This window comes from Micromonospora sp. D75, from assembly GCF_018070405.1.
GTDB classification, from domain to species: domain Bacteria; phylum Actinomycetota; class Actinomycetes; order Mycobacteriales; family Micromonosporaceae; genus Micromonospora; species Micromonospora chalcea.
Map to the genome: position 1 here is coordinate 1 of NZ_JAGPXV010000035.1, position 18,988 is coordinate 18,988.

The 18,988-nt window shown below is 69.2% G+C and carries 23 protein-coding genes and 1 other RNA gene; 18 read left to right on the forward strand and 6 right to left on the reverse strand.

The genetic code is table 11. The features are described 5' to 3' along the window. From KBX39_RS04010 to mctP, 4 genes are all read left to right on the forward strand, one after another. On the forward strand, nt 1–241 hold a 241-nt coding region (locus KBX39_RS04010; protein ID WP_247659858.1), incomplete at its 5' end, for a zinc ribbon domain-containing protein. A 5-nt stretch (nt 242–246) separates the two neighbouring features. Continuing rightward, nucleotides 247–1,392, forward strand: coding sequence for a bifunctional RNase H/acid phosphatase (locus KBX39_RS04015; protein WP_210869239.1), 1,146 nt, complete (start codon nt 247–249; stop codon nt 1,390–1,392). Nucleotides 1,393–1,519: 127 nt separating this feature from the next. Next, nucleotides 1,520–1,762, forward strand: coding sequence for a DUF3311 domain-containing protein (locus tag KBX39_RS04020; RefSeq protein WP_043329258.1), 243 nt, complete (start codon nt 1,520–1,522; stop codon nt 1,760–1,762). After that, on the forward strand, nt 1,762–3,405 hold the full coding sequence (gene mctP, locus KBX39_RS04025; protein WP_069088949.1) for a monocarboxylate uptake permease MctP: 1,644 nt from the start codon (nt 1,762–1,764) through the stop codon (nt 3,403–3,405). Before KBX39_RS04020 ends, mctP begins: the two co-directional genes overlap by 1 nt. A 55-nt stretch (nt 3,406–3,460) precedes the next feature. Here the strand turns inward: mctP and KBX39_RS04030 are convergent, their stop codons facing one another. Then, nucleotides 3,461–3,928 (reverse strand): MarR family winged helix-turn-helix transcriptional regulator, encoded by a 468-nt coding sequence (locus KBX39_RS04030; RefSeq protein WP_064448268.1) that lies wholly within the window; start codon nt 3,926–3,928, stop codon nt 3,461–3,463. 56 nt (nt 3,929–3,984) lie between these two features. On the opposite strand from KBX39_RS04030, the gene KBX39_RS04035 reads away from it, so the two are divergent. Beyond that, nucleotides 3,985–5,208, forward strand: a complete 1,224-nt coding sequence (locus KBX39_RS04035; RefSeq protein WP_166456646.1) for an MFS transporter — start codon at nt 3,985–3,987, stop codon at nt 5,206–5,208. Nucleotides 5,209–5,232: 24 nt separating this feature from the next. On the opposite strand, the gene KBX39_RS04040 is transcribed toward KBX39_RS04035, so the two are convergent. Beyond that, the gene (locus KBX39_RS04040) at nt 5,233–5,994 is read right to left on the reverse strand and encodes a sulfite exporter TauE/SafE family protein (protein ID WP_064448270.1); all 762 of its coding nucleotides are present in this window, start codon (nt 5,992–5,994) and stop codon (nt 5,233–5,235) included. 155 nt (nt 5,995–6,149) lie between these two features. Between KBX39_RS04040 and rnpB the strand changes: the two genes are divergently transcribed. The 6 genes from rnpB to KBX39_RS04070 all read left to right on the forward strand — a co-directional run bounded on the left by rnpB (nt 6,150) and on the right by KBX39_RS04070 (nt 11,442). Then, nucleotides 6,150–6,558: RNase P RNA component class A (gene rnpB, locus KBX39_RS04045), an RNA gene on the forward strand. A gap of 609 nt (nt 6,559–7,167) precedes the next feature. Next, nucleotides 7,168–8,598 carry a hypothetical protein gene (locus tag KBX39_RS04050; RefSeq protein ID WP_210869240.1) on the forward strand — a complete coding sequence of 477 codons (1,431 nt, stop codon included), beginning with the start codon at nt 7,168–7,170 and terminating at the stop codon, nt 8,596–8,598. Nucleotides 8,599–8,685: 87 nt separating this feature from the next. Continuing rightward, nucleotides 8,686–8,877 (forward strand): tyrosine-type recombinase/integrase, encoded by a 192-nt coding sequence (locus KBX39_RS04055; protein WP_210869242.1) that lies wholly within the window; start codon nt 8,686–8,688, stop codon nt 8,875–8,877. Nucleotides 8,878–9,418: 541 nt separating this feature from the next. After that, the gene (locus KBX39_RS33995) at nt 9,419–9,967 is read left to right on the forward strand and encodes an LAGLIDADG family homing endonuclease (RefSeq protein WP_210869244.1); all 549 of its coding nucleotides are present in this window, start codon (nt 9,419–9,421) and stop codon (nt 9,965–9,967) included. Between the two features lie 348 nt (nt 9,968–10,315). Continuing rightward, on the forward strand, nt 10,316–10,888 hold the full coding sequence (locus KBX39_RS04065) for a hypothetical protein (protein ID WP_210869246.1): 573 nt from the start codon (nt 10,316–10,318) through the stop codon (nt 10,886–10,888). A gap of 215 nt (nt 10,889–11,103) precedes the next feature. Continuing rightward, a complete protein-coding gene (locus KBX39_RS04070) occupies nt 11,104–11,442 on the forward strand; it encodes a hypothetical protein (RefSeq protein WP_210869249.1) in 339 nt (112 codons plus the stop codon). Nucleotides 11,443–11,506: 64 nt separating this feature from the next. Here the strand turns inward: KBX39_RS04070 and KBX39_RS04075 are convergent, their stop codons facing one another. Beyond that, complete coding sequence (locus KBX39_RS04075) at nt 11,507–11,974, reverse strand: DUF3592 domain-containing protein (RefSeq protein ID WP_210869251.1); 468 nt, start codon at nt 11,972–11,974, stop codon at nt 11,507–11,509. Between the two features lie 111 nt (nt 11,975–12,085). Between KBX39_RS04075 and KBX39_RS04080 the strand changes: the two genes are divergently transcribed. Then, nucleotides 12,086–12,481, forward strand: a complete 396-nt coding sequence (locus KBX39_RS04080) for a VOC family protein (RefSeq protein ID WP_069088963.1) — start codon at nt 12,086–12,088, stop codon at nt 12,479–12,481. A 198-nt stretch (nt 12,482–12,679) separates the two neighbouring features. Beyond that, complete coding sequence (locus KBX39_RS04085) at nt 12,680–13,636, forward strand: threonine/serine dehydratase (RefSeq protein WP_064448322.1); 957 nt, start codon at nt 12,680–12,682, stop codon at nt 13,634–13,636. Between the two features lie 116 nt (nt 13,637–13,752). On the opposite strand, the gene KBX39_RS04090 is transcribed toward KBX39_RS04085, so the two are convergent. Together KBX39_RS04090 and KBX39_RS04095 are read right to left on the reverse strand one after the other, a co-directional pair. After that, nucleotides 13,753–14,238, reverse strand: coding sequence for a roadblock/LC7 domain-containing protein (locus KBX39_RS04090; protein WP_043329275.1), 486 nt, complete (start codon nt 14,236–14,238; stop codon nt 13,753–13,755). Next, nucleotides 14,235–14,606: a hypothetical protein gene (locus KBX39_RS04095; protein ID WP_013287772.1), complete on the reverse strand. Its 372-nt coding sequence runs from the start codon at nt 14,604–14,606 to the stop codon at nt 14,235–14,237. Before KBX39_RS04095 ends, KBX39_RS04090 begins: the two co-directional genes overlap by 4 nt. A 234-nt stretch (nt 14,607–14,840) precedes the next feature. Between KBX39_RS04095 and KBX39_RS04100 the strand changes: the two genes are divergently transcribed. After that, complete coding sequence (locus KBX39_RS04100) at nt 14,841–15,152, forward strand: PadR family transcriptional regulator (protein WP_043329277.1); 312 nt, start codon at nt 14,841–14,843, stop codon at nt 15,150–15,152. Then, the gene (locus tag KBX39_RS04105) at nt 15,146–15,892 is read left to right on the forward strand and encodes a hypothetical protein (RefSeq protein WP_280841883.1); all 747 of its coding nucleotides are present in this window, start codon (nt 15,146–15,148) and stop codon (nt 15,890–15,892) included. Before KBX39_RS04100 ends, KBX39_RS04105 begins: the two co-directional genes overlap by 7 nt. A gap of 4 nt (nt 15,893–15,896) precedes the next feature. On the opposite strand, the gene KBX39_RS04110 is transcribed toward KBX39_RS04105, so the two are convergent. After that, on the reverse strand, nt 15,897–17,162 hold the full coding sequence (locus tag KBX39_RS04110) for a M48 family metallopeptidase (RefSeq protein ID WP_210869253.1): 1,266 nt from the start codon (nt 17,160–17,162) through the stop codon (nt 15,897–15,899). A 178-nt stretch (nt 17,163–17,340) separates the two neighbouring features. Between KBX39_RS04110 and KBX39_RS04115 the strand changes: the two genes are divergently transcribed. The 3 genes from KBX39_RS04115 to KBX39_RS04125 all read left to right on the forward strand — a co-directional run. Then, nucleotides 17,341–17,544, forward strand: coding sequence for a hypothetical protein (locus KBX39_RS04115; protein ID WP_018787041.1), 204 nt, complete (start codon nt 17,341–17,343; stop codon nt 17,542–17,544). 78 nt (nt 17,545–17,622) lie between these two features. Continuing rightward, nucleotides 17,623–18,393 carry a histone gene (locus KBX39_RS04120; protein ID WP_113972572.1) on the forward strand — a complete coding sequence of 257 codons (771 nt, stop codon included), beginning with the start codon at nt 17,623–17,625 and terminating at the stop codon, nt 18,391–18,393. An 87-nt stretch (nt 18,394–18,480) separates the two neighbouring features. Continuing rightward, on the forward strand, nt 18,481–18,988 hold a 508-nt coding region (locus KBX39_RS04125), incomplete at its 3' end, for an RNB domain-containing ribonuclease (protein ID WP_210869255.1).

Below are 18,988 nucleotides of genomic sequence, written 5' to 3' on the forward strand. Positions count from 1 at the left end.
GCGCACCGCCCGCCAGCCGCTCGCCGGTGACCTCCCGGCGGACCTGGTCGGCCTCTACGACAAGATCCGTGAGGACACCGGGCTGGGCGCCGCGCTGCTGACCGGGGGCCGCTGCGGCGGCTGCCGGCTGGACCTGTCCGGCGCCGACCTGGCTCGCATCCGCATGGCCGACCCGGACGACGTGGTCCGCTGCGAGGACTGCCGGCGGATCATGGTCCGGACCAACGAGTCGGGGCTGTAGCCGCCGTGGCGGTGCGCGCGGTAGTGATCGAGGCCGACGGCGGCTCCCGGGGCAACCCGGGCCCGGCCGGTTACGGCGCCGTGGTCCGGGACCCGGAGACCGGCGAGGTGCTGGCCGAGCGGTCCGAGTCGATCGGCACCGCCACGAACAACGTGGCCGAGTACCGGGGCCTGATCGCCGGGCTGGAGGCCGCCGCCGAACTGGGCGCGGCCGAGGTCGAGGCGCGGATGGACTCCAAGCTGGTGGTCGAGCAGATGTGCGGCCGCTGGCAGATCAAGCACCCCGGGCTGCGCCCGCTCGCCGCCCAGGCCGCCGGGCTGGTCGGCCGGTTCACCGCCGTACGCTTCACCTGGATCCCCCGGGAGCGCAACCGGCACGCCGACGCGCTCGCCAACGCGGCCATGGACGCCGCCGCGTCCGGCGCCGCGCCGGAGGCGAAGGCCGAGGCGCGGGAGGCGGCGCTCGTCCGGGCCACCGGCACCGACCCGGCCACCACGCCCGCCTCCTGGGAGCCGCGCCCGACCGAGGAGGCCACCCGGCTGATCCTGGTCCGGCACGGCGAGACCGAGCGCACCGTGTGCAAGCACTACTCCGGCCGGGGCGACGTGCCGCTGACCGAGCGGGGCCGGGCCCAGGCCCGGGCCACCGCAGCCCGGGTGGCCGCGCTGGCGCCGTCCGTCGCGGCGGTGGTCAGTTCCCCGCTGTCGAGGTGTACGGCCACCGCCGAGGCGATCGCCGCGCGGGTCGGCAACCCGCCGGTACGCACCGACGACGACCTGATCGAGTGCGACTTCGGCGTCTGGGAGGGGCACACGTTCGCCGAGGTACGCGAGCGCTGGGCGGCGGAGCTGGACGCCTGGCTCGCCTCCACCCGGGTCGCCCCGCCGCAGGGCGAGTCGTTCGTGGCGGTCGCCGAGCGGACCGGGCGGGCCGTCGACCGGCTGCGGTCGGCGTACCCGGGGGAGACCGTCGTGGTGGTCTCCCACGTCTCGCCGATCAAGCTGGTGCTGCGCGACGCGCTCGCCGCCGGCGACGCGTTCCTGCACCGGCTCTACCTGGACACGGCGGGCATCTCGGTGCTGGACCTGTACCCGGACGGCGGCGTCGCGGTCCGCTCGGTGAACGACACCTCGCACCTCACGGACGCCTGACGGCCGTTCGGCGCATGCCGGCGGCCGTTTGGCGCATCGACATCACCCGATCGGACGTGACCCCCGTCACAGGGTCGTAGCCTCCGGCCGTCACATGGCCCGCTACGAATGCCCGGAGGGGTGTCACATGTCCGAACCGGAACCGGAGGCGCTCGACACGGCGCGATCCAGGGCGAAGGACAAGAGTCCCTGGAACTGGTTGCTCTTCATCCCGATCGTGGTGCCGCTGATCCCGGCGCTGTTCAACGCCGACTCACCCCGGCTGTTCGGGTTCCCGCGGTTCTACTGGCTGCAACTGGCCTGGATCCTGCTGGGCGTCGGCACCACCACGCTGGTCTACCAGATGACCAAGAAGCGGGGTGACCACTGATGTGGCGGGACCACCTCACCGAGATCATCGTCTTCACGCTGTTGTTCCTGCTGGTCAGCGCCATGGGCTTCGTGGCGGCCCGGTGGCGCAGACCGACCGACATGGCCCACCTGGACGAATGGGGGCTGGGCGGGCGCAGCTTCGGCGGCTGGATCACCTGGTTCCTGGTCGGCGGTGACCTCTACACCGCGTACACGTTCGTCGCCGTCCCGGCGCTGATCTTCGGGGCCGGCGCGGCCGGCTTCTTCGCGGTGCCGTACACGATCGTCATCTACCCGCTGGTGTTCCTGGTGCTGTGCCGGCTCTGGTCGGTCTCGCACCGGCACGGCTTCGTCACCCCCGCCGACTTCGTCCGCAACCGGTTCGGCTCGCCGATCCTGGCGCTGCTGGTCGCGATCACCGGCATCGTCGCCACCATGCCGTACATCGCGCTGCAACTGGTGGGCATCGAGGCGGTGCTCAAGACCATGGGCGTGACCGGGGACAGCGCGCTGGCCCGGCACCTGCCGATCATCATCGCGTTCGCGATCCTGGCCGCGTACACGTACCAGTCGGGGCTGCGCGCGCCGGCGCTGATCGCGTTCGTCAAGGACTCGCTGATCTACATCGTGATCCTGGTCGCGGTGATCTGGCTGCCGTACAAGCTCGGCGGCTGGGGCGCCATCTTCGACGCCGCCGACGCGAAGTTCCAGGCGTCACCAGCGCCCGGCGACGGCATCCTGCTCAACCAGAACAACCAGATCCAGTACGTGACGCTGGCGTTCGGCTCGGCGCTGGCGCTGTTCCTCTACCCGCACAGCATCACCGGTGTCCTGGCCAGCCGGAACCGCGACGTGATCAAGCGGAACATGTCCGCGCTGCCCGCGTACAGCCTGCTGCTGGGGTTGATCGCGCTGCTCGGCTACATGGCCATCGCGGCGAACGTGAAGCCGCTGCCGGGCGCGAAGGAGGGCACCACCGACGGCAACACAGTCGTGCCGCTGCTGTTCGACCAGCAGTTCCCGGACTGGTTCGCCGGGGTCGCGTACGCCGCCATCGGCATCGGCGCGCTGGTCCCCGCGGCGATCATGTCGATCGCGGCGGCGAATCTGTTCACCCGCAACATCTACAAGGAATACCTGAAGCGGGACGCCACCCCGGCGCAGGAGGCGAACGTCTCGAAGATCACCTCGCTGGTGGTGAAGGTCGGCGCGGTGGCCTGCATCGTCTTCCTCGACCCGCAGTTCTCCATCGACCTGCAGCTCATCGGCGGCGTGATCATCCTCCAGACGCTGCCGGCGGTGGCGCTGGGCCTCTACACCCGCTGGTTCCACAGGGGCGCGCTGATCGCCGGCTGGGCCGCCGGCATGGGCCTGGGCATGTGGATGCTCTACCAGATCGGCAACCCGGCGACCGGCAAGAAGCACTTCGCCGGGTCGGCGTTCCCGCTGGAGAAGTTCGGCTTCGACACGCCGAAGACCATCTACGTGGGCATCGTCGCGGTGCTGGTGAACCTGGTGGTGGCCGCGCTGCTCACGCTGGTGCTGCGCGCCGCGAAGGTGGCCGACGGCCCCGACCACACCACGCCGGACGACTACTTCGCCGACGAGGACGACCCGCGCGTGACGCCCTCCGCCGACGCCGCCCGCGAGCCCGTGGCATGAAGGAAGGGCCCCTTATTAACGCCTCGTGCATTGAAAGGGGCCCTTCCTAACACCCTCAGCGGCGGCGGGTGCGCGCGTCGAGCGCCTCGTTGAGGCGGTGCAACATGTCCGCGAGCGTCTCCCGGTCCGCCTCGGGCCAGGCGGCGAGGATGTCGCCGTACAGCCGGGTGCGGGCCGCCCGGACGGCGGCCATCCGCTGGAGCCCGGCCGCCGTCGCGGAGATCACCGTGCCGCGCCCGTCGGCCGGGTCGGGGGTACGCGAGATCAGGCCGTCGCGCTGGAGCGCGGAGACCTGCCGGGTGACTGTGGAGCCGTCCAGGCTCAGCCGTGCGGCGAGCGCCGAGACGTTCTGCGGGCCGGCCGCGTCCAGGTGGCGCAGGATCACGTACGCGGCGCGGTCGAGCAGCCGGTGCTCCATCGTGCCGGTGCCCCGGCGGGTGGCCTCGCCGAGCCGCATCAGCAACGCGACCTCGGTTTCGATCCGGCCGAGGGTGACTTCGGTGCCGTGGACGTCCTCGCTCATAGCTGTATGATACAAGAAAATTACCTGTACAATACAGCTATCTGGGAGGTTGCGGAGTGGATCGCCGATCCGAGCCCAACCGCAGTGCCATCTACGCCACCACGCTCGTCGCGTTCCTCGCCATCGCCGGCATCGCCGTCGTCGACCCGATCCTGCCCGCCATCGGCGAGGCGATCGGCGTCACCGCCTGGCAGGTCGAGCTGCTCTTCACCGCGTACATCGCGGTCATGGCCGTCGGCATGATCCCGGCGACGCTGGCCAGCGGGCGGTTCGGTTTCAAACCGGTGCTCGTCACCGGCGTCTCCGTCGTCGGCCTCGCCGCGATCCTCGCCTCCTTCAGCAACGACATCGTGCAGCTCTCAGTGCTGCGCGGCGTCTGGGGCCTGGGCAACGCGATGTTCTTCGCCACCGCCATGGTGGTGCTGGTCAACCTCGCCAACGACAGGGAATGGGTGGTCGGCCTGTTCGAGACCGCCCTCGGGCTCGGCTTCGCCGTCGGCCCGCTCATCGGCGGCCTGCTCGGCGAGGTTAGCTGGCGGCTGCCGTTCTTCGTCTGCGGCGTGTTCATGGTGCTGGCGCTCGGCGTCGCCGCCCGCAAGCTGCGCGAACCGGCGAACACGCAACCACCGGTACGCGTCGGCCAGATCTTCGCCACCTACCGCAAACCCGCGTTCGTGACGCTGTGCGTGGTCACCGCCGCGTACAACTTCGTCTTCTTCGTCGTACTCGGCTACACGCCGCTGTTCCTGCGCCTCGACGTCATCCCGCTCGGCCTGGCGTTCACCGGCTGGGGCCTCGGCCTCGCCGCCGGCATCCTGCTCATCGGGCACCGGCTGGCCCACCGCATCGGCGCGGTGCAGACCGTCGGCGTCGCCCTGCTCGGCCTGCTGGTCTGCATGGTCGCGTTCGCCACCTCCACCGGCACCGCCATGTCGCTCGTCGTCCTCGTCGTCGCCGGCCTGTTCATGGGCCTCGCCAACGCCAACCTGACCGACCTGGCACTCGGGCTCGGCTCCGCCGATCGGCGCGTCGCCACCGGCGCGTTCAACCTGGTCCGCTGGGGCGCCGCCGCACCCGCGCCGATCATCTCCGGCAAGCTGGCCGAACACGGCCTGGCGCTGCCGTTCTGGGTCGGCTTCGCGGTGCTCGCCGCCGGCGTGCTGGTCTACCTCGCGTTCGGTCACCTGATGGCGGCCGGCTACGGCGAACGGGTCATCTGGAACCGGGCCGCCCGCCGTGCCGAGCACGCCCCGGAGGAGCCGGTGGGGGAGGCGTACTGACGCTCCGGTCTTGCCCGGGCGGCGTCAGGTCAACGCGCGCCACAGCAGGTAGCACCCGATGGCCGTGCCGAACACCACGATCACCGTCTTCAACACCACCTGCGGAAGCCGGCGGGCCAGCCGCGCGCCCGCGTACCCGCCGAACAGCGTGGCCGGCGCGACCACCGCGACCGCCGCCCAGTTCACCGGGCCGAACAGGGCGAACACCACCAGCGTGGTCAACCCCACCACGGCCGAGAGCAGGTTCTTCACCGCCGACACCCGGGCCAGCGTCGCGTCCAGCACCAGCGCCAACCCGGCCACCAGCATCACCCCGAGGGCCGCGCCGAAGTAGCCTCCGTACACGGTGCCGAGCGCGACCATGGTCTGCACCGTGACGGTACGGCGGCGCGCGCCCAGCCGTTCCGGATGGCCGACCAGCCGGCGCAGCGGACCCTGGAACGCGAGTACGGCGGTAGCGCCGAGCACCAGGAACGGCACCACCAGCTCGAACGCCCGAGCCGGGGTGGCCAGCAGCAGCGCGCACCCGGCGATCGTGCCGAGCACGGCGGTGGGCAGCAGCGACCACAACTGCCGCCCGCGCGGCAGGTCCATCCGGCTGCCCGCCACGCTCGCCACGTACCCGGGAAAGACCGACACCGAGTTGGAGACGTTCGCCGCCACCGGCGGCAGACCGGTGGCGATCATCGCCGGGAACGTGATCAGCGAGCCACCTCCGGCCACCGCGTTGACTGTGCCCGCGGCGAGACCGGCGGCGAGCAGGAGCGCGGCGTCGGAGAGATCCATGGTCCCCCGAGGCTAGTCGGTCGGGCGGGCGAACGCGTATCGCGCCGGTTCGGGGAGGTGGCTGTATCGAGAGCCGGTTGATGCCGCCGCCTCCCCGAGGTGGTGGGCGGGAAATGGGCGCGGCGGGTGCGTCGTTAGGATGAGAGCGCGACGGACGAGTCGACCGGGCGGTCGCGTCGACGGGCTCCGGCCCGTCGCCGAGGAACGTCCGGACTCCACAGGGCAGGGTGGTTGCTAACGGCAACCCGGGGTGACCCGCGGGACAGTGCCACAGAAAACAGACCGCCGGCCCGTAACGGGACGGTAAGGGTGAAACGGTGGGGTAAGAGCCCACCAGCACCCCGGGTGACCGGGGTGGCTCGGTAAACCCCACCCGGAGCAAGGCCAAGAAAGGGCCGTCACCGCAAGATGACGACCCGCGCAGACGCTTGAGGGCTGCCCGCCCGATGTCTGCGGGTAGGCCGCTGGAGCCTGCCGGCAACGGCAGGCCGAGATGGATGGCCGCCGCCGGTGCGCCTACGGGCGTGCCGGGCACAGAATCCGGCGTACAGGTCGACTCGTCCGTCGCCCACCAGCTCAGAGCCGTGATCATGGCTCTGAGCTGGTTCTATGTCCGGGCGTCGATGGTCGTTCTTGGTCAACTTTGGCCGGCGTTTGACGCCCTGACGACGCCCTGACGCCCTGGAGACGCCCTGAGCGCCGGCTCAGTCCACCTCTTCTCGGGTCGGGCTGGCTGTGCCGCTGTGGGCCGACTCCGGGCCTGTGCTCGATGGTTCCGGGGTGGGGCCGGCGGCTGTGGGGGAGGGCCGGGCACGTCTTGGCGGTGGAGCTGGTGCCGCGACCCGGTGACCCGGTGGCAAGCCAGTCCCGGGGTTGGACTGGCGCGGCAGCCGGAAGCCCGGACCACACGGCCAGGTCGACTTGCAGGCTTCCGTCACGGCCTTGCTGAGGCTGGTTCTTCTTCCCGTGGGGGCGGTGTCCCGGCGGCTGTCGGTGGCTCACCGCCCCGGCGCCGTAGGCGGCCGGGGCGGCTTGCCGCCGGCCGGGCTTGCCGCCCCGCACCGCGCGGAGCGCGGTGCCTTGATCTAGTACAGAACGATTCAGCAGCCACGCGACTTGACTTGACAGCCTCTGCAAGATTGAACGGGGCCGATCAGGTGTAGGAGCCGTTCCATGTTGTGGTTGCTGAGTGGGCTTTTTCTAAGTCTCGTTGCTCCATACCTCACGATTCGCTGGGCGTGTTCCTTCATGATGGCGCTTCGCGTGTCGATTTCCGCAAAACTATCTCCTCGGCTTCCGTTCCTTGCATCGCAGCCCTACCGCCTTAACCCAATTCGCCCCGTGGTTAGAACTTTCCTCGGTTGGCTCTTGGGTAGGGTTAGTGCGCATCGCGGCACATCCTTGCTAATCGACCGCTTCAACAGAGCCATTATCCGAAAGTCCAACTCGTGGCGAGCGGCTAACCAAGGCCCTCCAATGGTTGCGGTTTGGGCCAACCTTGGTCGCTTTTTTTGGCTCGGCTTGATCGGTTCATTCCTCGCGACAATCGCTATTGGTGTTCCTTGTGGAATTGGTTATTTGCTCGTGCGGATGGCGGCTGCCGCGAATCAGCAAGACTATGTTCAGGGAATGGCGGCTAGCCTCATTACTACGGTATTTATGGCGGCGATTTACGGCTTTTCTATCGTTGCTTCTGGTGCCAGTAAGATCGCCAAGTCCCCGCATTCAGTGGAGCTGAGAAGAATCTCCAAGTCGAGTGGGATGATTAGCAATAGGTCATTCTTGGAGTCTTCAATGGCGCTCTACTCCTACTCTCTGCTTCGCTTGGCTCCGTTTTTCCTAACTTACTTATTCGCTACATCATTTTTGATTATTTCAACCGAGAGCAGAAGTCTCGATAAAATCAAGGCTGACCTTTTAGGAGATCTCCCTCTGCTGGTTTCTGGTTTTTTTGTTGCATCTGGCGTTGTGGCGTACTTCCTCGTGGTTAGGCGCAAGGTCCGAGCAGTGCGACGCCAAATGGAACCCACTCGGGCCCTGATGGCATTACTTGATCAAACTTCCCAACAGGACGAGGGTGAGGCGTCGTACGGTAAGTACTCTCCCATACCTGATCCATTGGGACACTGGCGCCATGGTCTGGCATTGCTTGCCCAGCAAATGCGCTCTTCTGCGATTTTCATCGCTCCTGAATTGCGCCAGTTGTTGGTGCCGCATCCATTGTCGCGCGTATTGGATGGGCTTGATGTCGCCATTCGCCGCACTTTGGTTAACCCCGTAACGCCTGACGCTGTTCCCGTAAAGGAAATTCGTGGCACTCTGGAGCTTGTAGTCAGTTGTCTTGCCGAACCTAGAGATCCGGGACTTTTGCACGCAGCGGGATTGGCGGTAGGAAAACTTGCGCCGGAAGTCGCCGGGGAAGAATTGCCAGCATCAAGCCGGAAAGGTTGGTCGATGAATCGGCTTGTTGCGGTATTGGACCTAGTTGACGGGCCAACCAAAGCGTTCAATGCGGCCGCTGCAATGGGTGCCTTTACTCTGGCCCTATATGGCGCCGTCAACGGCGGGGATTTTTCAGGATTGACTAAACTAATTTTTAAGTAACTTTCCTCTTGCCTGTTTGCGGCGCTCTTGTGGGGTGCGGGCGTTCCGAAGGCGAATCTACGCATCACGCCGACCCGGGCCACCGGCATGCACGCGCTGCGCCACTTCTACGCCTCGTCGCTGCTCGACGCGGGGGAGAGCATCAAGGCCCTGGCGTCGTACCTCGGTCACGCCGATCCGGGCTTCACGCTCCGGGTCTACACGCACCTGATGCCGGCCAGCGAGGAACGCACCCGTAAGGCCATCGATAATCTCTTTCGAGGCGATACGTGGAGGTAACGTGGCGATCGATGCCATCGTCCCAACTGCAACTGGGTGGGCGAGCGCTAGAGAGTTGGTAATTGGTGACGAGGTCTTCGATGAGAGGGGTCGTGTCGCGAGAGTGAGGCGCACGTCCATTATGGCGGAGGGTGGGCCGCGATATCGCTTAGCTTTCCGTGATGGAACGTCAATTATCGCTAGCGCAGCTCAAGTTTGGCCGCTACGCGAGTTTTCAGGCAGCTATGCAGATCGTTCAGTGACAACAGCGGACGTTTTTACGGCGGGAATCGATTTCGAACGACGTCTGACGTCAGGAAAGACGAAGGCGTCCCGGGGTGGTGTGGCCCGTTGGCGGACTCTTGCAACCCCGGCTCTTAGCGTCGATCATTGCCCGCTCCCCTTGTCGCCGTATGTTCTTGGTTACTGGCTGGGTGACGGTGACAGTGATGGACCTCGAATCACCGTATCCGAGGATGACTTTCCTGACCTTGAGCGTCAGCTCGAACTAGAGGGTGCGAGGGTCATCTCCCGGCAGAGGACTCATGGGAGAACTCTCAGGGTGCGCTTCGACCTAGGTGGCTACGGCACGGGCATCCGAGCGCTGCGCGAGCTGGGCGTGTTGGCGAATAAGCACATCCCTTCACAAGTCTTTCGGGCTTCTAAGCGGCAGCGCCTGGAAGTTTTGCAAGGGCTGGTGGACAGTGACGGATACATCGAAAAGAAGACGAACCGGGTAGAAATTTGCTTCACTGCGGCGCGTCTAGCGCAAGACACGGTCCAACTGATCAGGACGCTAGGGCTGTATCCGCGGATGAACTCGGTAGATGCAGTCCTTAAAGGGCGGAGGGTTGGTCTCCGACACAGGATTAACTTCACCGCATATCTGGACGACGCTGTGTCTCGTCTTCCTCGCAAGCTCGGGCGCCTAGGCGCCAAGGGTTTGATCGTCCCGTACTCCCGGGTTCGAACGATCGTCGGCATCGCTCTGGTTGATCCAGGGCCAGTCTTTGGCATCGAGGTGGATTCTCCGAGCCGGCTCTACCTGGCTGGCGAGGGGATGATTCCTGTTGAGTCCACGCGTTGCGCGGTCGACCGGGCTTCAACCTGAGTGCGATTTTAGAGTCGTGGTAGCGCGCGACGCCCTGGCGACGCCCTGAGAGGGTGTCAGGAGGGTAAAACGCCTGCTCAGGGTGCGTGTACCCTTCACAATCCGGCGTACAGGTCGACTCGTCCGTCGCCCACCAGTTCGCAGCTTCGATTAAGGCTGCGACCTCGGCGTATGCCGGGATACCGATCGGTGTTGGTGATTGTCGTTGGTCCCGCGATGTCAGCCTGTCCGTCGTTGTCGGGCTTGATCGGCGTCTGCGGATGGCCTTGGCTCTACGGGCGGCTCTACGGCCGGGCGACCTGCTGGTGTGAAGAGACCTAGGCTGACGTCCATGTCGCGGAGCATGCAGTGATCGACCTGGACGAGCACAATCACCAGTCGGCGGAGTCGGGTACCACCGTCCACGACCGTCTCGTGGTCAGACAGAAGATGACCCTGCGGCTCGTCGCCGCTTTCGTGGTCGGCGTTGTGCTTGGCGGCTTCGGTGTCAGCCAACTTCGGGACTCGCGTGATCAGCGGGAGCGGAACGCCGTGGTCGCATTCGTGGCCTTCCCTCAATCGGCCGACTCTGGAAGCGCGGCCTCCGCGGGACCCGTCCGACTGTCCGGGTATTTGGCGTTGGCCAACGCCGGCCCCGGGCCGATCACCGTTCGTCGGGTTCACGCAAAGAGGCCGGGCGTCGTGATACACAGCATCGGATCGCCCCGGTTGTTACCGCCTGGCAGCACCGGTCAGCTCGCGGTCGAGCTGTGGTTCGATTGCTCGGTCGCACGCCTCCAGCGAGAGCCGCTGCCGCTAGGGTTATCGGTCGAGACCGATGACAAGCAAGGCAGAAGGGTCAGCCACCCCGTCGCTCTCGTAGGAAGCGACTGGGAGCGCGAGGCTCTGAGCAAGTGTTCACGCATAGGCACGATGGGCTGACGCGTAACGAACCAAGGCCAAGCGCTGAAGCGGATCTCTGCGCGGCTGCCCCTCGTGCCCGCTGCGCACTCCGCTACTGCCCCTCACCGCCCCTGAAGTTCTCGCCTGCAGTGCCGGCTGTGGATCTCGCTGACTGCGTGGGGCGTGTGCTCGAACTGCGGACGCTCGACCTCGCAACGCAACCTCCACTCAGTCCCGGGCCCGCTGCTTTACCCGTGGTGGGATACGACTTCCTGGCTCTGTATCTGAGTGTCACCGAAGAGTTCGACGACAACGTGCAGGTTCTTGAGGTCCTGGAGCGCTTCGAACAGGACTGCGCCTCTCTCGAAGAGGCGTTGAGCCGGCTGTGGGGACCAGCCGAGAGCGTGGACCTACGGCCGTACATGGATCTCATGGTGCGGGGAGAGACCGTTCCGGAACTTCCCGGGTTCCTACTCGGCGTCATGTCGGATGTGGCTGTGTGGCGCTTTGCCGATCGGAGCATCTGTGTCGGCGTCGGGGTGTCGGACACCCACGGCCCGGTGGTCCTGGTAGCCGCAGCGGGCGAGCTGTAGCGGGAGCGTGCTTCGGGGCGTTTGTGCTGGTAGTAGTTCCGGTTCCGCCCATCGGGATCCGTGCTCAGCGAGGATATTCGTGGGGTGGGGGATCTCTTCTGAGCAGCGCGAGCGAGATCGCGATCACGGCGAGGCCCAGGCCTGCCAGCACGGTCGGTGCCTGCAGGAGAAGATCCTCCGTCGCGTACCCGTCAGGCGTGGCAGCCCTGGTCGGATCCGTCCGGTCGACGCGTACATCGAGTACGTCCCCGACGTGGAACTCACTCTCGTCGAGTTCGCTGGAGAACCGCCTCCGGTGCCGTACGCCGTCGAACGTGTAGTCCACGGTCAGCCTCGTGGCGGCGAACGATCGGCTGATCTTGAACCGTTCGACGTGAACCACCTGGCCGGTCGTCTCGGCGCCAGCGAGTACCCGCTCGTCGATCGCCGTGCTCAGCCGATCGTGGAGCAGCATCCCGCCGCCGACCAGAAGGGTGCCCAGGACAACCGCCAGGACCAGCTTGAGTTCCCGTCGGCCGAACGGGCTCGCCATTGCCGGTCCTCCCAGCATCCTCGGGATGAGTGCGTTGTAGCACGTCCTCGCTCGTCGCCAGCCGCCATGGCCGCCGGCGCTGCAACCCGTGCCACTCTGCGATGATCAGGTGTGACCTCCTACGTGTCCCACACCACCGTGGACTGTGCCGACGCCTATGCCCTGTCCCGCTGGTGGGCATCGGTTCTGGACTACCGCGAGGACCCGGACGACCCGAACGAGCCGGGCCATGAGGAGTGCATGATCTACTCGCGGGACGGGCGGCACCGCCTGCTCTTCATTGAGGTGCCGGACGCGAAGCAGGTGAAGAACCGCATCCACCTCGACCTGCGCCCGGTCGAGGGGACGCGCGACGAGGAACTGGCCCGGCTGACCGGGCTGGGTGCGGCGGTGGTGGCCGACCGGCGGGAGACCGACGGCACCGGCTGGGTGGTGCTCGCCGACCCGGAGGGCAACGAGTTCTGCATCCTCCGCAGCGACGCCGAGGTGGCCGCCACCCGCCCGTGACAGCGATCGAACCCAGGTGCTCGACCTGGCTCCCACCGATCTTGGAGTTGTGGCGCCCACAACGCCCCGTTTCGCGAAGTTCGGCAGGCGCCATAAGTCCAAGATCGACGGGGAGAGCGGGGAGCGGGGAGCGGGGAGAGCGGGCAGGGAGAACGGGCGGGGGGAAAGCCGGCGGGTTGCTTGTGGCACGCTGCGGTGGTGATCGAGCTTGCGGACATCCAGGCGGCCGCCGATCGGATCGCCGACGTCGTGGTGCACACGCCGACCCTGCCCAGCCCGGGACTGACCGAGCTGCTCGGCGTACCTGTGACCGCCAAGCTGGAGCTGCTGCAACGTACCGGATCGTTCAAGGCCCGGGGCGCGGCGGCCAAGCTGCTCGCGCTCGACGACGCCGAACGGGCGGCCGGGGTGGTGGCGGTCAGCGGCGGCAACCACGGCATCGCGGTCGCGGTGATGGCCGGCGCCCTCGGGGTGGCGGCGACAGTGGTGATGCCGCGCAACGCGCCCGCCCGCGCGGTCGAGGTTGCCCGCGGGGCCGGGGCGGACGTGCGGCTGACCGAGGACATGGCCGGCGCGTTCGCGCTGATGAACCGGCTGCGGGACGAGGGTGTGACGCTGCTGCACCCGTTCGACGACCCGATTGTGCTGGCCGGGCAGGGCACTGTCGGGCTGGAGCTGGCCGAGGATGCCGGTGAGCTGACCGACGTGCTGGTCAGCATCGGCGGGGGCGCGCTGATCTCGGGCGTGGCGGCGGCGCTGCGGGCGCGCCGGCCGGGGGTACGCGTCTGGGGCGTGGAGACCGAGGGCGCGCAGGCGATGTCGCAGGCGATCGCGAAGGGTGGCCCGGTCGAGGTGCCGTTGTCGTCGATCGTCACCACCCTCAGCGCGCCCAGCGTCTCGCAGCTCACCTACGATCACGTGACCGCGCTGGTCAGCGACGTCCTCGTGGTCTCCGACGCCGAGGCGGTGCGGGGCACGCTGGAGTTGGCCGAGCACGCCAAGGTATGGGCCGAGCCGGCCGCCGGTTGTCTGCTTCCTGCCGCCCGCCGGGTGGTCGAGCGGGTGGGCGGTGACGCCCGGCTGGGCCTGGTGGTCTGCGGCGGCAACGCCACGGTGGCCGACGTGACCACGTGGGCCGGCCGCTTCGGCGTCTGACCCGCCGAGCACGGGACCGCCGCGCCGGAGCGGGCGACCGCCGCGCACAAGCCACCGAACCTGGGGTACGCCGGCCGGCTGGGTTCGGACGGGTGGGACCGAGGGGCCGGCGTACGTCAGGACGTGGTCGGACTGACCCCGTCGAGCAGCTCGGCGAGCTTGGCCGCGGTGGTCGGGGCGTGCAGGTGCAGGCGCGCCACGTTGATGCTGTCCGTGCCGACCACGGCGAGCAGGGCCTGGCCGTTGATCGCGTACACGCTGAGGTAGCCGCCCGCGTTGCGGACCGTGGACTGCTGGAAGTCGCCCTGTCCGAGCCGGAGCCCGACCTGGCGGCCGAGCCCGTACGTGGTGGCGGCGAGCGCGGCCAGGTCGTCCGGGTCGGCGCCGTTCTGCAGGTTGTGCGTGACGAGCAGGCCGTCGACGCCGCCGAGGACGCACCCGTGCACGCCGGGGATCTGCAACCGCAGCGCGGACAGTTCCTGGGCGATGGCCGGGTACGGCAGGGTCGGGTTGCCGGCCAGCGAGGGCGGAAGCGCGCGTGGTGGCGGCAGGGTGCCGGTCTGGGGGCGCGTACGGCGGGGGAGGTCGTCCACCCGGCTCACAGTTCCAGGCTCTCCTCGATCGTGCGCAGTTGGTGCCGCGCCATCGCGAGGTTGGCCCGGCTCTTGCTGACCATCAGGTAGAGGAACAGGCCCTTGCCGGTGCGGTTGCTCAGCGGGCGGATCAGGTGGTACTGGCTGCCGAGCGTGATCAGGATGTCCTCGATCTCGTCGTCGAGCTTGAGCATCTCGATGGTGCGCAGCTTGGCGCGTACGACGTCGGTGTTGCCGGCGGCGGCGACGGTCAGGTCGATCTCGCCGGTGCCACCGGCGACGCCGAGGGTCATGCCACTGGTGTAGTCGACGAGCGCGGCGCCGATCGCGCCGTCGATGTTCATCGCGTTCTTCAGCGCGATGTCAAGGTTGCCCACGATTTCTCTCCCCAACTCGGGCCGCTGTCCGCTGGAAGCGCGACAGCGGATTCGTCCGTCGAGGCTCGCATATGGAGGCGCGAGGTGCACACGGACCACCGGTGATCCACCTGAGCGGGCCCTCCGGACGGGCCACCGGTCCCGCGGGAGGGACCACGCCGTCCATCGCCGATCGCCGTCCGTCCCGGCAAGACGGTGCATCCATGCTATGTAGAGTTCCGATAGAGTGCTGCTGTGCGACTGACCATCCCGGTGGCGAAGGTGCTCTCGGCGCTGCTCGCCGAACCCGAGGCGCCGCGCTACGGCCTCGACCTGATGCGGCTCACCGGCCTGCCCAGCGGGACGCTCTACCCGGTGCTGCACCGCCTCCAGGCGGCCGGCTGGCTCACCGCCGACTGGGAGGCCGTCGACCCGGTCGCCGCCGGCCGCCCGGCCCGCCGCTACTACCGCCTCACCGGGGAGGGCATCCGCTCGGCCCGGCTGGCGCTGGCCGAGCTGCGTGCCCTCGTACCCGCCGAACGTGCCGGCGCGGACCCGGCGTGGTGACCCGGCGGGTGGCGCGTACCGCCGGGGTGTTGCTGTTCGCTCCGCCGGCCTGCCTCGCGGTCCTCGTGGCCGCGGCCGCGGCGATGGCCCTGGCGCACGGGTGGCTGGAGATGCGCGCCGCCGCGCAACTGCCGGCCTGGTCGGCGCTCACCGCGCTGCTCGGCGTGGCGCTCGCGCTCGTCGTCGCCCGGGCCGCGCGCCGGACAGTACGCGTGGGGGCGCTGCCCACCGCGCTCGGCGTGGTGCTGCCGATCGCCGCGACGGTGACCGCCACGTCGGCGCTGCTCGCCGCCCGGGGCGAGAGCCGGGTGGGGGAGAAGGTGCCCGGGGTGCTGCTCTGGCTGGCGCTGCTGGTCGCGGCGCTGTGGGCCGCCGGGGTGCTGGCACGCCGGGGCCGGGTCCGGGCCGCGTGGCTGGCCGGGCTGCTCGGCGCGCTGGTGGCGGCCGACGCGGCGGTGGTGCTCGCGGTGGTCACCTCGATTCCGGCCGGCGCGCCCGTGGCGGACGGCCTGCCGCCGGACTCGGTGGACCGGATCTCCGCGCCGCTGTGGCTGTTCACCTGCTGGACCGACTCGTCGTTCGGGCTGCCCCGGCCGACCGGCTGGGAACGGTTCCTCATCACCGACCGGGTGCTCGTCGAGCCGATGTTCTACCTGGCGTGCACGCCCTACGTCCTGGCGTACGCGATCGCGGCGGCCCGGCCGGCGGCGGCCGCCGCGCCCGTCCCGGCTCTCGCCTGAAGGGTCAGGAGTTCCAGCTCAGCGCCCGGCCCGCCCGCTCGTAGTGCCGTGCCAGCTCGGCGTCGATCCGCGCGGCCCGTTCCTCGGTGAGCGTCACGGCCGGATCCTGCCAGGGCCGCGCGCCGAGCATCCGGTGCCGCAGGCCGTTCGGCGGGTGGGTGGCGAACAGCGAGGTGTCCTCCCGGACGGTGAGCTGGCGTTCCAGCGACAGCCGTTCGGTAGCGGCGTCCAGCGCGCGCCCCGTCTCCACCCGCCAGGTGTCCGGCCCGTGTCCGCCGCGTACCGCGTTGCGCACCACGGTGGCCACCGTGTCGGTACGCAGCAGCGTGTCCAGCAGGCGGGTCGCACCAGCGGTGCCACCGGCGCGGGCGGCCATCTCGTCGGCCAGGTACTCGGCCCGCTGGCTCTCCCGCAGCGCGGTGGCGACCAGCACGACGTGCCCGGCGAACAGCAGCCGGGACAGCGTCCAGGACGCCAGGCGCCCGAGCCATTCGCCGACCATCACCAGCAGCCCGCCGCCGTCGGAGCCGCCCCGGGGCCGGAACAGGTCGGCGGCGTTGCCGAGCATGGTCAGCGCCGGCTGGGTGACCGGCCTGCGCCGTACGTCGCCGTTGACGAAATGGCCCAGCTCGTGCCCCAACAGCGCCACCCGCGCGGGCCCGTCCAGTGCACCCCACAACGGCAGCCCGAGGCCGAGCACGCGCCGCCGGCGCAGCCCGACCGCTGTCGCGTACGCGTTGATGCCGCCGTCGACGCCGATCACGTGCGGCATCGGCGCGCCCACCGCGGACGCCACCTCGCGGACCAGGGCGTGCAGCTCCGGCGCCTCCTGCGCGGTGAGCACGTCCAGGTCGCCGTCGACCCGGCCGAAGCGCGGGCGCAGCGCCACCGCCAGCGCGATCAGCGCCACGCCGCCGACCACGGCGAGGTTCGGGAAGGGGTACGCGAACAGCAGCCACACGCCGGCCACCGCGAGCCCGGCCACACCGAGCAGGAGCAGCACCGAGATGCCGGTGACGAGGAGGCCGGCGAACCCCGGCCCGGTCGACTTCAGCGACCGGGCGACCAGGGCGGCGTACTGCTGACGGGTGAGCCGCGCGGCGAGCCGGTGGGTCCGCCGGTCGACAGGCGACCAGCCGAACTCGGGCGCCTGGCGGCGCGCGTCGTAGGTGTCGAGGTTCCAGTCGCATCCGGGGCACCACGGCAACGCCCCGTCCAGCGACACCGGCGTCGTGCCGCAGCGCGGACAGGCCCCCGTGCCCGTCGTCATGGTGATCACGAGCGCCGATCCTGTCCGGTTCGCACCACTGGCGGTACCCGCCGTTCGGACGAGGACGGGCTTGCGCGGTTCCCCACCGCAACCGTCCCGACCAGGTCTAATGTGGAGAAGCGTGACTATTTGGGCCGTTCCGGTGGCGGACGGGCGGTTACCAGTGCACAGTGATCGCATGAGCGACGACGGAAGTGGTGGGCACTACTACTGGTGCACGCGACACCACCGGGTCGAGACCGATGCCGACGTGTGTCCCGCACGGCACGTTCTCGGACCGTACGCCTCAGCCGCCGACGCGGACAACGCCCTGCAGACGGTGCGGGAGCGGAACGACGCGTGGGACGCCGAGGACGCCCGTTGGGCCGGGGAGGGCCGCTAGACGGCGCGGGAGGGCCCGCGTCGAGGTGATCCGTGCTCCCGCGAGGGCGGGAGCACGTCCCCAGGAAAGGGAACCGAGATGGCCGAAGCACAGCAGGCCACCCGCCCGGCCGCGAAACGGACGACCGCGAAGAGGACCGCCGCGGGCAGGTCGACGACGGTCACCAAGGCGTCGCCGAACGCCTCGGGCGCCGGCGCCGGACGGACGCCGGCGAAGAAGGCGGTGGCGAAGAAGGCGGCCGCCAAGAAGGTCGTGTCGGCGGTCCGCGGGGCGCCGGCCACGAAGGCCACCACCAGGACGACCGCCAAGAAGACGGCCGCGAAGAAGGCTGGTACCCGGACGGCGCCGGCCGGCCGGGCCACCGCCAAGAGCGCGCCCGCCAAGAAGGCCACCGCGAAGAAGACGACGGCGAAGAAGACCACCGCGGCGAAGAAGACGACGGCCGCGAAGAAGACCACCGCCGCCCGGAAGAGCACGGCGGCGAAGTCGACTGTCACCGCGCGCAAGAGCACCACCGCGAAGAAGGCGCCGGCCCGCAAGACGACCGCGAAGAAGACGGCGGCGGCGACGAAGGCGACCGGAGCGCGGAAGGTCACCGCGGCGGCGAAGAAGACCACCGCCGCCAAGAAGACCACAGCGGCGAAGAAGGCTCCGGCGAAGAAGGCCACCGCCTCGACCCGCCCCACGGCGCGCAAGACGGCGGCGAAGAAGGCGCCCGCGCGCAAGACCACCACCGCGCGCAAGACCACCACCACGGCGAAGAAGACCACGGCGGCCAAGAAGGCGCCCGCCCGCAAGACCACCACCGCCAAGAGCACCGCCCGGAAGGCGCCGGCCCGCCGCGCCTGACCCCCGCCGCCCTCCCGCGGGGCGCCGCACGGACACGGCGCTCGCCCCGAAGGGCGGAACGAGCGGGGCGCTGTCAGGATTGACCACGTGGTGATCCGACGCGTACTGGCGCCCCGTATCGACTTCGGCGCGCTGCGCCGCGAGCTGGGACTGCCCGAGAGCTTCCCGGCCGCGGCGCAGCGCGAGGCCGACGCGGCCGCAGCCGCGCCGCCACCGGCCGTCGCCGACCGGACCGACGTCCCGTTCGTCACCGTCGACCCGGCGACCTCGCGCGACCTCGACCAGGCCATGCACCTCGCCCGCCGTCCCGGCGGCGGCTACCGCGTCCGGTACGCGATCGCGGACGTGCTGACCCACGTACGCCTCGGCGGTGACCTGGAGGCCGAGACGTGGCGCCGGGGGCAGACGGTCTACCTGCCCGACGGCAACGTGCCGCTGCACCCGCACACGCTCAGCGAAGGGGCGGCCAGCCTGCTGCCCGACGCCGACCGGGCCGCGGTGCTCTGGACCGTCGACCTGGACGCCGACGGCGCCACCGTCGCGGTCACGCTGGAGCGGGCGCTGGTGCGCAGCCGGGCCAAGCTCCTGTCTCTTA